Origin of the sequence: Synechococcus sp. WH 8101 (genome assembly GCF_004209775.1) — a bacterium.
Lineage (GTDB): Bacteria > Cyanobacteriota > Cyanobacteriia > PCC-6307 > Cyanobiaceae > Synechococcus_C.
This window is the reverse complement of record NZ_CP035914.1, coordinates 1,444,849-1,456,883: the sequence shown is the minus strand read 5'-3', so window position 1 is coordinate 1,456,883 and position 12,035 is coordinate 1,444,849. Positions and strand designations below refer to the sequence as shown.

General features: G+C 66.1%; 13 protein-coding genes. All 13 read right to left on the bottom strand.

Annotation, left to right across the window (positions count from 1 at the left end; translation table 11 throughout):
• Positions 1 to 62: 62 nt before the first annotated feature.
• Positions 63 to 1,142 (bottom strand): 3-isopropylmalate dehydrogenase, encoded by a 1,080-nt coding sequence (gene leuB, locus SynWH8101_RS07630; RefSeq protein ID WP_130129252.1) that lies wholly within the window; start codon positions 1,140 to 1,142, stop codon positions 63 to 65.
• Positions 1,143 to 1,173: 31 nt separating this feature from the next.
• Positions 1,174 to 2,232, bottom strand: a complete 1,059-nt coding sequence (gene lpxD, locus SynWH8101_RS07625) for a UDP-3-O-(3-hydroxymyristoyl)glucosamine N-acyltransferase (RefSeq protein ID WP_130129251.1) — start codon at positions 2,230 to 2,232, stop codon at positions 1,174 to 1,176.
• Positions 2,233 to 2,235: 3 nt separating this feature from the next.
• Positions 2,236 to 3,345 (bottom strand): glutamate 5-kinase, encoded by a 1,110-nt coding sequence (gene proB, locus SynWH8101_RS07620; protein WP_130129250.1) that lies wholly within the window; start codon positions 3,343 to 3,345, stop codon positions 2,236 to 2,238.
• A complete protein-coding gene (locus SynWH8101_RS07615; protein WP_130129249.1) occupies positions 3,342 to 3,851 on the bottom strand; it encodes a YqeG family HAD IIIA-type phosphatase in 510 nt (169 codons plus the stop codon). Before SynWH8101_RS07615 ends, proB begins: the two co-directional genes overlap by 4 nt.
• Complete coding sequence (locus tag SynWH8101_RS07610; RefSeq protein WP_130129248.1) at positions 3,851 to 4,396, bottom strand: DUF3727 domain-containing protein; 546 nt, start codon at positions 4,394 to 4,396, stop codon at positions 3,851 to 3,853. The genes SynWH8101_RS07615 and SynWH8101_RS07610 overlap by 1 nt, the downstream gene beginning before the upstream one ends.
• On the bottom strand, positions 4,393 to 4,902 hold the full coding sequence (gene ruvX, locus SynWH8101_RS07605) for a Holliday junction resolvase RuvX (protein WP_130129247.1): 510 nt from the start codon (positions 4,900 to 4,902) through the stop codon (positions 4,393 to 4,395). The genes SynWH8101_RS07610 and ruvX overlap by 4 nt, the downstream gene beginning before the upstream one ends.
• Before the next feature lie 8 nt (positions 4,903 to 4,910).
• Entirely contained in the window at positions 4,911 to 5,960 is a 1,050-nt protein-coding gene (locus tag SynWH8101_RS07600) for a hypothetical protein (RefSeq protein WP_130129246.1), read from the bottom strand.
• 56 nt (positions 5,961 to 6,016) lie between these two features.
• Positions 6,017 to 7,183 (bottom strand): F420-0:Gamma-glutamyl ligase, encoded by a 1,167-nt coding sequence (locus SynWH8101_RS07595; RefSeq protein WP_130129245.1) that lies wholly within the window; start codon positions 7,181 to 7,183, stop codon positions 6,017 to 6,019.
• Positions 7,184 to 7,259: 76 nt separating this feature from the next.
• Positions 7,260 to 7,796: a thylakoid membrane photosystem I accumulation factor gene (locus tag SynWH8101_RS07590; RefSeq protein ID WP_130129244.1), complete on the bottom strand. Its 537-nt coding sequence runs from the start codon at positions 7,794 to 7,796 to the stop codon at positions 7,260 to 7,262.
• Between the two features lie 37 nt (positions 7,797 to 7,833).
• The gene (locus tag SynWH8101_RS07585) at positions 7,834 to 9,495 is read right to left on the bottom strand and encodes a DUF3685 domain-containing protein (protein WP_130129243.1); all 1,662 of its coding nucleotides are present in this window, start codon (positions 9,493 to 9,495) and stop codon (positions 7,834 to 7,836) included.
• A gap of 76 nt (positions 9,496 to 9,571) precedes the next feature.
• Positions 9,572 to 9,943, bottom strand: coding sequence for a Fur family transcriptional regulator (locus tag SynWH8101_RS07580; RefSeq protein ID WP_254428115.1), 372 nt, complete (start codon positions 9,941 to 9,943; stop codon positions 9,572 to 9,574).
• 151 nt (positions 9,944 to 10,094) lie between these two features.
• Positions 10,095 to 10,862, bottom strand: a complete 768-nt coding sequence (hisA, locus tag SynWH8101_RS07575) for a 1-(5-phosphoribosyl)-5-[(5-phosphoribosylamino)methylideneamino]imidazole-4-carboxamide isomerase (protein WP_130129241.1) — start codon at positions 10,860 to 10,862, stop codon at positions 10,095 to 10,097.
• A gap of 36 nt (positions 10,863 to 10,898) precedes the next feature.
• Positions 10,899 to 12,032: an FUSC family protein gene (locus SynWH8101_RS07570; protein WP_130129240.1), complete on the bottom strand. Its 1,134-nt coding sequence runs from the start codon at positions 12,030 to 12,032 to the stop codon at positions 10,899 to 10,901.
• Positions 12,033 to 12,035 lie beyond the last annotated feature (3 nt).

The window sequence follows — 12,035 nt, the reverse complement described above, 5'->3', positions numbered from 1 at the left end:
GGAAGAGTTTGGCAGGTCAGCGGACCGGCACCGTGGTGACTGGGCCGGGAATGCCAATGGCCTCAACCGTTGCAGTGGGCCAGCAGCTGTTCACCCATGGCACGACAGCCGAGGGGTGTACAGCCCTCGGCCATCAGGTCTCCGGTGCGGTAACCGGCAGCGAGCACCCGGTCCACCGCCGCTTCGAGCGCATCGGCAGCCTCCGTCTCCTTCAGACCGATGCGCAGCATCATGGCGGCAGACAGCACCATCGCCATTGGATTGGCCTTGTCCTGACCAGCGATGTCAGGCGCTGAGCCGTGCACGGGTTCAAACAGGCCGGGCCCTTCACTGCCGAGGGAAGCGGAGGGCAGCATGCCGATTGAGCCGGTGAGCATCGCCGCTTCATCGCTGAGGATGTCGCCGAACAGGTTGCCCGTAAGCAGCACATCAAATTGGCGCGGATCGCGCACCAGCTGCATGGCGGCGTTGTCGACATAGAGATGGCTCACGCTGACCTCCGGATGGGCGGCAGCCATGGCCTCGACCCGGTCGCGCCAGAGCTGACTCACATCCAGCACATTCGCCTTGTCCACCGAACAGAGTTGGCCGCGGCGCTCTTTCGCTAGCTCGAAAGCGACCCTGGCGATCCGGTCGACTTCGGAGGCGGAGTAGGTCATGGTGTTGAAGCCCCGCTCCTCTCCATCGGCCGTCACCCGTCCTTTGGGCTGACCGAAATAGATGCCACCGGTGAGTTCGCGCACCACGAGCAGATCGACTCCTTCGATCACCTCTGTTTTGAGGCTGCTGGCGGCGCTCAGGGCCGGAACAATCTTCACCGGTCTGAGGTTGGCAAACAGTCCCAGGCCGGAGCGCAGGGCGAGGAGACCGCTTTCCGGGCGTTGCTCTCGGGGCAGGGCATCGAAACGGGGGCTGCCGATTGCCGCGAGCAACACCGCATCGGCGCCGCGGCAGGCCTCGAGGCTGTTTTCAGGCAGGGGGACACCCGTGGCGTCGATCGCGGCCCCCCCGATCAACTGCTCATCAAACTGGATCGCAAAACCGTGCCTTGCCGCCACGGCCTCCAGCAGCATTCGAGCGACCGCCGTGATCTCCGGACCGATCCCGTCACCGGGCAGCAGAACAACGCGATGGTGACGCATGGAACCAGAGCCAAGACCTGACGCGGCGAGACTACTGAGGGGTGGTTCCCGTCTCCTGGGCACGCTTGAGCTCCCGGAGCTGTTTCGCCAGTTCGGGCAATTTGCTGAAGGCGGCGGAGCAACGGAGCCAGAGGCGGTTGGGGATCGCCGGGTAGCCGCTCACGACCTCCCCCGCAGCGATCTCTCCGTGGATGCCGCTCTTGGAGCTGGCGATGGCCCGGTCGCCGATCACCGCTCTGTTGGCCACACCCACCTGGCCGGCAAGAATCACGCCATCCCCGAGGCGGGCACCGCCGGCGATGCCCACCTGGGAGGCCAGGGCACAACCTCGACCGGTTTCCACGCCATGGCCGATCTGCACCAGATTGTCGATCTTGGTGCCGGCACCAATGCGTGTTTCGCCCACGGCAGGGCGGTCGATCGTGCTGCCGCAGCCCACCTCGACGCCCTCCTCCAGCACCACCAGGCCGGTCTGGGGCATCTTGCGCCAGCCGCGGGCAGTGGGCACGAAGCCGAACCCCTCCGATCCCACCACGGCGTTCGAGTGAACGACACAACGGTTCCCCAGGCGAGAGCCGGGGTGCAACACGGCATTGGCATGCACTTCGCAGCGCTCGCCCACCACCACGTCGTCATAGATCACCACACCGGGGTGGATCACGCTCTGGCTGCCGATCCGGCTGCCGTCCTGGATGCAGACATGGGCGCCGATCGAGACACCGGCACCGAGTTCGACGCGATCACCGATCACCGCCGTGGGGTGGATGCCCGCCTGGGGAAGACGCCTTGGATGGAGTTGCTCGAGCGATTCCGCGAAGGCCAGGCGCGGGTCTTTGCACACGGCCCAGGCCAGCTGGCGCGATTGCGCCTGCTGCACCAGCTCGTCCTGATCCGGGAGCAAAACGGCTCCCACCGCACTGCTGGCCAGCGCCTGGACCAGAGCATTGCCAGGCTCCAGGAAACTCAGTTGATCGGCCGTGGCCTTCTCGAGGGAGGCAGCGGAGTGCAACTGAGGGTCGCACCCGAGTCCGTGGCGGAGAAGGCCGGCCTCGCCCGCCTGCAGCGCCGCAACCAACTGACTGAAACGCATGATTCAGGTGTCCTGCGGGCGGATCGTAGGCGTGGTGAGCACGAGGGCATCGCGATGCACCACAACGGGGGAGCCGCTGGCGGTGGCTGGGGCCTGGGTCAGGGCCCGCTGAAGCGCTTCGCTGCTCCATGAGCTCAACCCACGCGCCACTTCCCGACCATCGGCTGCGAGCAGTCGGATCGGTTGGTTGGCGGCAAACTGGCCTTCCACGGCGGTGATCCCCACCAGGAGTAGAGAGGCGCCGCGTTGTTCCACAGCGTTGCAGGCACCGTTGTCGAGCCTGAGATCCCCCTGGGGCCGAAGGGCATGGGCGAGCCAGCTTTTACGGTTTCCCAGCGGTTCGGGGTGGGGATGGAACACGGTGCCGCCCCGGCCACCGCTGAGCAGTTTCTCGAGCACCTCGCGTTGCCGGCCATCGGCCAGGTGCACGGTGATGCCGCTGGCCGTGGCGATCCGTGCGGCTGCCAGTTTGGTGGTCATGCCTCCGGTTCCCCAGCGGCCGCCATCACCGGCCCCATCCTGAAGGCGGGCCAGCTCGGCGGGATGGTGCACATCCGTGATCGGATGGGCATTGGCATCGGTGCGGGGATCGGCGGTGTAGAGACGATCCACATCCGTGAGCAGGATCAACTCATCGGCCTCCACAGCCGCCGCCACCAGGGCCGAGAGGGTGTCGTTGTCGCCGAAGCGCAATTCCGCTGAGGACACGGTGTCGTTCTCGTTGACCACCGGCAGCACACCCCAGTCGAGAAGCTGGTGCAGGGTGGCTGAAGCGGTGCGGTAGCTGCGTCGGTCGGCGAGATCGGAGCGGGTGAGCAGCACCTGCGCCACGGGCTGACCATGGCGGGCCATCGCTTCTTCGTAGAGGCCCATCAGGTGTCCCTGGCCTACGGCTGCGGCCGCCTGCAGGGCCACCACGTTGTCGGGGCGATGGCTCAGCCCCAGGCGCCGGCAGCCCAGGCCCACGGCCCCACTGCTTACGAGCACCGTGCGATCGCCCTGGATCAGACTCGCGGCGAGCGCATCAGCCAGCCAGCCGATCACGGCTGAGGTGGAAGAGCCGTTGTCGCCGCGGAGCAGGCTGGTGCCCACTTTCACCACCCGCAGCGTCATCGACGCCCTGCCCCCATCCAACGGGCGACCTGCCGCTCCAGCCGCTGCACCCGGTCATGGCGACAGGGTGTGCCATCAGCTCGGAGCGGACGCACCAACACAGTGAATAGCCCCAGCCGATTGCCGGCCAGCACATCGGTGAAGAGGCGATCGCCCACGATCGCCATCTCCTCTGGTTTGAGCTGGAGCTGGTGCAGCACACGACGGAGTGCTGCCCGCCGGGGTTTCGCCGCACCGCTGGTGAACTCAACCTGGAGCTGGTCGGCCACGGCGCCGATCCGCTGCCGTGAGGGATTGTTGCTGAAGAGGTGCAGGTTCAGATGTCGGCGCGCTTCGGTGGCCCAGGTGAGCACCGGCGCCGGCAGGGTCACGTCATGGCCGGGCAACAGGGTGCGATCCACATCGAGGAGCAGAGCGTGGATGCCACGGTGCATCAGGGGCTGCAGCGGCAGTTGCGCCACGGTGACGCCGGGATCCCAGTCGGGTTGCAGCCAGTGGTGGCTCATCAGTTGGGCAGCTCCCGTTCCTCGAGCTCGGCCTCGATCCTGGGCTGAATGCGATCAAACGCTTCCCCTTCCACCAGCTCCGCCGCACCATCGACCATGCGAGCCACCACGAAGAAGGGATCCAGTGGGATGTAAAGACCATATTCCTGTTCCTCCACCAGGAAGCTCACCAGCAGCTCGTAGGTTTCCGAGTCGTCGTCGTCCTCGCCCTCATCGTCGAGGTCATCCGGGTCGGGCTCGTCGAGTTCGCCGCTCACCGTGAGGGTGACGGCAGAGCGCACCAGGGTGAGGTCATGCTCCTGAAGCACCACATCGGCCACGGAAAGGATTGGCTCGCTGTCGGCAATCGCATCGATCAGCTCCGGATCCTCGCCGTCCTTGAGACGGAACAGGCAGACCGGGGTGTCGACCGGAGTGAGCAGGGCGTAATCCTCCCCATCGAGGGGAATCAGCTGCTCCAGGAAGCAGAGCAGATCCCGTCCGCCACTGTCTTTGACCAGAACAGTCGGGACCTCACCGCTGTTCCCCGTTCCGCTGGCGCTCATGTCTGGCTTGCGCTGTTCCTCCAGGATCCTGCATCGTCGGGTCTTGTGCCACGCTCCGAGGCCGCCGCGGTCACCGGTTCCGGTTCGGGGCCTTCCCGCAGCCACTGCTCGAGCAGCAGGGCTGCCGCCGCACTGTCGAGCTGTCCACTGCGATCGCCGTGAAGTCCGAGCGCCTCGCCGGCCGCCCAGCTGCTGCTGTGTTCATTGATCCAGGCCAGGGGCAGCTGCAGGGCTTGTGCCAGCCGCAGGCCGTAGCGTTTGCAATGCATCGCTTGTTCAGTGGGCTCTCCGTTGCGATCCAGGGGAAGTCCCACCACCAGCAGTTCGACGCGCCGTTGGCGGCAGAGGTCGCGCAAGTGGGCCAGATCCTCGGGAAAGCGACGGCGCTGGAGGGCTGCCAGGGGGCGCACGGTGATGCCGAGGGGGTCGCAGCCGGCCAGGCCGATGCGGCGGCGGCCCACATCGAGACTCAAGCCGGAGCGAGGTCGTGGTCTGGCGTTGGCCATCGGCTGGCTCAACGCCGCCCCAAACTCGGGGTGGGCAGCGGAGGATGCTGGGGCTGCAGGCGCCCGAGCATGGTGTCGAGCGGATGGGTGAGGGGAACGGCCCGGCTGCGTCCGTGTTGCCGCCAGAGGCTGCGGCCGAGGAGGAGTTCCTCCCTGAGGGGGTGCCAGCCTCCCGTGGTCAGCAGCTGGCTCAGGGGCGAGTCCGCCTGGTCGGTCACGAGGACGACGGCTGGTCGCTGCGTCAGGAGCTGATCCAGCAGGGCCGGCAATGCCTGACTAAGACGCTCATCCCAGGCCACATCCCGCAATAGCTCGATCCCGAACGACCCGTCCGCCAGTTCCTGGCGGACGAGGCCTGCGATGGCGACCGATGCTTCACCGCTGTCCCAGAGCAGAACGCCGGTGTGACGTCCGGATTGATCCAGGAGATCGGGGTAGCGTCGATCAATGATCTGGCGCAGGTGACTGGAACTTGCCGCCTGTTCCAGGGGCCAGAGCAGGGGAGCTGTGCGCCGGTTTAAGGGACTCCACTGACAGGTGGTCGGCAGGGGAGTGGGGGTGTGAGGGAGAGCTGCAGGCTGACTGGCATCCGCGTTCCCTGGCCTCCAGATGCGCTGGGTTTTCAGGGGCTGAAAGCCCAGTTCGCGCAGCACATCCAGTTGCTCATCGCAGCTGCTGTCGCAACGGATCACCCAGCTGCGGGAGCGGACATCAGTGCCGAGCAGGGCTTGTTGCAGCAGGGCTTTCAGAAGTTGACGCCGGCCCACCCACTGGCCGGGGCTGAGCTCTTCGAGTGACAGCAACCAGCAGCTCCACTGCCGGTTGTAGGGACGCACCTGAACAAGGGCTCGGAGGATTCCCTGCTCGAGAGCCACGAGCACCCGCGGTTGGCGCGTGATCGGCTCACCGGGCCAGAGACCATCGAGCCGTGCCACCAGGCTGCGCAGCAACAACCTCTGAAACCGGGGCAGGTCGTCGCCCAAGCCCTCGGTCTGGAGACCATGAAGGTGAGCCGCCCGGAGCGGCTCAACCCGAAGGGAGCTGCCGGAAGACTCCACCGGAACACTCAACAAGAGTGACTTCAATGTATCTCCCGTGGCGAGATGCCGCGTTGTCAGGCCGGGCGCACAAGCACGAGGGGAGTGCGTTCATTGGCGTTGCCTGCCGGGTTCGGACGCAGGGCGCGATGCAGCAAGGTGTGATCGCAGTGTTGGTTCGAGGCGAGCACTTTGACGCGGCCCAGGTCATTGACATCCACGATCGCAACATCCACCCCGAGAGCTGATGCCGCCGCCTGGCACAGCGCCTCCGGTGCCTCAGGCCCGAGCACGATGGTTTGGTCGTAGGGCGGCGTCGTGCCGGTGATGTCGTCGATCAGCCGGGCCTGGTCGCCGGCGAGTCGATAGAAACCGCCCGGGCTTCCCACCAGCTTCAGGGCCAGGCCCAGACCCCAGGCCACCAACACCCGGGTCGGCCCCACCTGGTCGATCAGGGTCTGCAACCCGCAAGCGGTGGCGAGGCTGCTGGTGGGATGAAACACGCGGCAGAGCAGGCGGGCCAGCCAGCCGGGTTCCACCATCGAGGGGTGCTGGTAGCGACCCTGGATCACGGCCACCGGGGTTTCTCCGATGGTGAGAACATCACCCGGTTGCACCAGGTGGCCGGCGTAGGTCCGCAGCACCTCGATCGTGTCATCGAGTGGGCCGAGCAGATGGGTTCGGATGGGCAGCACGGTGCAACCCTCGCCCTTGCGGAACACGACCTGATCCGGCTCCAGCACCTCTGGGCGGCGCACGGGCACCACCACGCCCTGGCGGCGTTGCAGGCGTCCGAAGGGGCCATAGTTCACCCACTGCACCTCGGCCCAGAGCGTGTCGACGCGCCCCGCCAGGGACGACGCGGCGGGGTCGCTGATCCGGATCTCCACCTCAACCCGAGTGGTTTTGCGTCCCTTGACGATGTAAGCGGCCCAGTACCCATCGGGTCGGGCGTCCTCATCGGGGTGATGGGGGGTGACCCGGGTCTGGGTTTGCAGGTCGCTGAGGTCCTGCTGACCGAGCAGCACAGGCTGGATCGTGAGCTCGGGCACCATCACCTCCATGCGGGGATGGGGGTTGTGGATGTCAAGCCAGCCGCTGATCAGGAGGCCCTGATCGATTGCCTGGACCTGCCAGTCGAGGGGGGTGAGGCGGAGTGGCGAAGCGGGGCGAAGGCGATGCCGTGCTTCGAGCCAGGCCACCGCCAGCCCGAGGATCAGAAGAACCAGCATCAACGCGGCCATGCCCCAGCGGTCATCCGACCGAATGTTCAGCCGCGCAGCGTAAGCGCTTTCGCTGGACCGATCAGGCCCCTGACAGTCAGCGGGTCTGGATCTCGGTGTTCAGCTCATTGAAACTGAGGCTGGTGCTGCTCCCTTCCGGGGCCGGCAATCCCGTCGCCTTGCTGATGGCCGCGTTGATCCGGTCGAGGGGCACCTGCCCCGTGGCGTCGAGGAGCACGGAGCCCGCACCATCGATGACCACCACTTGCGGGATGTGTCCGCCCCAGTAATGGGCCGGGTCGGTCGGGCCCTGATCGACGCGATCCTGAAGGGCGTCGGTGGTGAGGGGCATCAGATCGATGTTTCGGGTCCAGAGCCGTTGCAGTTCGGAGACGGAGGGGGCAAAGGCTTTGCTCGTGCGGCTGTCATCGAGATAGAAGACGAGCACACTCGTGCGACCCGCGGCCAGGGCGTCGTCGAGGCTGGTGGCGGGTGGCACCAGGGAGCCGTTGCCGGCATAGAGGGCAAAGATGTTGCCGTCGTAAGCGTCGTCGTCGCGGCCCGCTTGGGCTGGCGGCACGATCAGCAGAAAGGCGAGACAGACACTAAGCAGCGCTTGCAGCAGGCGGGCCATCCGATCTCCGGAGCAGGCGGCATTCTGACGCTCCGGCTCAGCCACGGCCGGCTGGCCGGCTGCTCAGGCTCCGTCCCATGCCCTGGGCGATGCCCCGACCGATCAGTCCGATGGCCCGTCCCACCACCTGAGTCAGCACCACGACCATCAGATCTCCGATCGTGCGCACCAAGGCCTGAATCTGCGGGGCCAGGGCATCACGGGCTTCGAGCACCAGAGCCACCTGTTGTTGCCACCAACCGAGTTGTTGCAACTCAACATCGCGGGGCTCGGTGAGCAACAGCGGTTCGATGCGACCGGCCTTGAGCCGATACAGCAACCGACGGCTTTCGTAGAGGCGAATCGGTCGCTGAATCCAGTCTTGCCAGCGGTTTTGATTGTTGAGTTGGTTGCGCAGTCGCTCGAGCTCCCGGGTGGAGATCAGGCGCTGATCGAGCAGGTAGCGACGCAGTTCCGGCCAGGCGCTGCAGGCGCTGATCAGTTCGGCGCTGATCAGTTCGGCGGTGCGCACCAGCCAGTTGCTCACCAGGGTCTCCAGCTGCAGCAGGGCCCGGGGATGATCCGCTGGCAACAGCTGGCCGTCCACCAGCACCGGCTGGTCGAGCAGGAGAGGTTCAAGCATGCGGCGGGGATCGGGTAGCTCGTCATCCCCCTGATCGAAATCAGCCTGGGCGAGGAGGGAGGCGGCCACGGGCTGGAGACTCTCGCCCTGGGGCAGTCGCACGTAGCTGCCAGCCATGGCCTGCAGGGCCTGGCGTCGCAGTTCCGGTTGCAGGGCATGCCAGTTGTCCTGCAGGGTTCCCTCGAGGTTGCCCTCGCTTCGCAGTCGTGCCATCACCCGGTCGAGTTGCTGGAGAAGTGCCAGCAGCAGGTCTCGACGCCGTTCCGGATGGAGCCCTTCGATCGCCAGCAGGCTGCCGGTGGCGTTGCCCAGCCCCGCGCTCACGGCGCCATTGAGCCGCTCCTGAATGGCGGCCCACACCGCGGTGGCGTGGCGCTCACGCAGGGTGATCGCCATGGTGTCCTCCGTCGCTTCATCACGGGAGTGGGCAGGCCGATCGCTAGAGCGGCGAAGCGGCACGGCATCGGCCAGGCCCACCTCCAGGGGCCCCCAGAGCCAGAGCAAAAGATCACGGGCACTGCGCAGTTCCCGCTGACGGCCCTCCAGCAAAAGGCGCAGCAGCAGGTGCTCCGGCGGGGGAGTCAGCAGCGCTTCGATCACCTGAAGATCTTGGCTGATTTGTTGCAGACCGCTCACCAGCAGCCATTGCCCCAGCCCCATGGTCGAGTCGGGCGTCGTGGCTTCAGCCGCCGCGCGCTCCTGCCGTAGTCGCACCACCCGTCCCCCTCCGCGAAGGGTGGTGATCGCCTCCGCCAGGGTCTGCACATCCGGGTCCTGCAACAGACCGGGGCAATCCAGGGTCAGCAGATCGCTTGAGCTCAGCTGCAGATGGGCCGGAAGCAGCAGCAGCAGAGCGGCGGGCTGCCAACGCTCCTGCAGATGGCGAAGCTCCCGGCGGATGGTGTCGAGGGTGCTTGCTGGCTCGATCGACCAGATCACCAGGCAGGGACATCCACTGAGAGCCTCGGCCTTGAGCCTGATCTCAAGATCGGAGAAGCGCTGGCTGAGCTGGAGGGCCAGGGATTCGCCGAGCAGTTCAGGGGCGAGCAGGAGGAGTTCGGTGTTCGCGCTGCTCACAACGGCATCCCCGGAGGCTCATGGTTGCCGACAACGTAACGAGGGCAGCGCTTCCGCTCCAGAGTGCAACGGTGGATCAGTCGGGTTCAGCCACAGGACGGCCGTTCAATTGCAGGGTGTACGACTCGATGCGATAGCCGGTGCGCTCTTCAATCGAACGCAGTAGGTCTTCGGGAAGTTCGATGTCCAGATCCTCGATCTGGCCGGAATCCAGACAGGTCAGATGGCTGTGGGGATCGCTGCGGTAGCCGTAGAGACGGCCGTTAGCCCGATCGAGACACTCGATCACACCGGCGCTCTGCAGCGCTTCGAGGTTTTGGTACACGGACGTGTGGCCGATGTGGCGTCCGCGGGCATTGAGCTTTTCAAAAATGTCTCGGGCGCTGAGATGGCTGGCCTCACTCCAGAGCAGATCGAGCACCATGCGTCGTTGCCGACTCAGACGCATCCCAAGTTCCCGGCAACGCTCAAAGGCGATCTGCACGCCGCCTTCGATGGCGCGCTTCCCTTGCGGGTCGATGGAGGCAGACGCTCCGCTCACAGGCGAATCAGGAATGACTTCACCTTAAAGCGCAAGGCAAGCGCATGCTTTCCGCCGATCAACAGCTGCGCACCGTTCCTGTCGGCGGGTCCTGCAACCGCTCCGTGGCCAGGGCTTTGATTGCCTCTGCCAGGTCGATGCGACCGTCATAGAGCGCCCGACCCACGACCACACCGCAGATGCCCATGGGTTCGAGGGCCAGCAGGGCCAGCAGATCGGCCATGCAGCCCACGCCGCCGGAGGCGATCACCGGCACCGCACTCGCTGCGGCCATGGACCGGAGCGCCGCCAGATTCGGGCCCTGCAGGGTGCCGTCGGTGGCGATGTCGGTGCTGATGATTGCGGCGATGCCGGTGCTGCTCAGCGCTGCAGCCAGCCCCGTGGCCTCCGTGTTGCTGGTCTCCAACCAGCCGCGCGTCGCCACCTTTCCATCGCGCGCATCGATGCCCACCACGATCCGGCCGGGATGGCGTGACGCCAGCGTCTTCACCAGCTCGGGGTTCTCCAGCGCTGCGGTGCCCAGAATCACCCGGTCAAGGCCGCAGGCCAGCAACGCTTCGGCGCGTTCAATGGTGCGGACGCCACCACCGAGTTGCACGGGGATGGAGAGAGCGGCCGTGATCGCGCGCACGGCGCTGTCGTTCACGGGCTCGCCGCTTTTGGCGCCATCCAGGTCCACCAGATGGAGACGGCGGGCTCCCTGGTTCTGCCAGCTCATCGCCTGTGCGACCGGATCATCGCTGAACCGAGTCACCTGGTTGTAATCCCCCTGGTGCAGGCGCACACAGGCCCCACCCAGGAGGTCGATGGCGGGAATGATCTCCATGACAGCCAGCACTCTGCAGCCGTCCATCCTCGGCTTTCATCGGTCAGGGGCGCCGATCGACTCGATCAAGGGGGCCTGGCGAGGTTGGATGATCTGGCCCCAGCTCACCTCCACCTCCCGCAGCATCTGGTCGATCCGATCGATCTGGAACAGGCGGCTGGCCAGTCCGCTCCGTTCCTGTTCCGTGAGGGTCTGGAATGCCTGCTCCAGGTTTTGACGATGGGGCGCTGATAGGCCACGGAGGCTCCAGGTGTCGGCCGGAGCAGGCGGTAGCACCATGGATCTGCCGAGGCTGGATTCCCAAAGCCTCAGTCGGGCCACGATCGCCTCGGCCCGCTGCCGACGTTCCTCCGCCGCTGCCTGCAGCGCCGACAATCCCATGGGGATCACCGGCAACCGACTCAGTTCCGCCATCGCCAGGATCAGGGTGAAGGCGGCTCCATCGAGCAGCACCCACATCCTGGCGACCGGGTGATCGGCGGCTCTGGCACCGAGTTCCCGCATGGCGGCGGGCCGGCTGCTGCGCAGTTGCAGCAGGGTCTGGCGGTGGCCGTCCAGTCGCTCTTGCAACTCCTTTCTGTCGTGGCGCACGAGCGTGCTGTGCGTCTGTTCCTCGTCGCAGAGCAGGATCTGCTGCTCCCGTTGGATGTGGGCCTCCAGGGTGCTGGCCAGGTCCACCAACAGCTTGAGCAGGCCGAGGCGTTGCTCCATCCGGGCCCGTGAGGGCCAGATCAGTCGCAGGGCCAGGAGGCTCACGATCACCCCCAGAGAGGTCCAGAAAATGCGCAGGCTGATCCAGCTGTCGTAGACGTTTTCGTGTTTCAGCCAGCCGATGGCCACCACGAAGCAACACACGGTATAGCCCACGGTGAGCCCGAACGCCCCGGCCACAAGGCGGGCCAGCAGCAAGGCCAGAGGCAACGCCAACGCCAGGGGAATTCCCACGAACCCCTTAAAGGCAAAGAAGAGGATCACCCCGCCCAGCACCGTGCCGATGACCCGTTGGCGGCCCAATTCCAGGGTGTTGCCGTAGGTGCCACTCATCACACTGAGGCAGGCCAACGAGGCGTAATAGCCAAAGGCCAGTCCGCTGATCTGGGCCAGGCCCTGCAGAAGACCCACCACAACGATGAGACGCAGGGCAATGCGATGGGATTGCGGTGCTGCCATCCC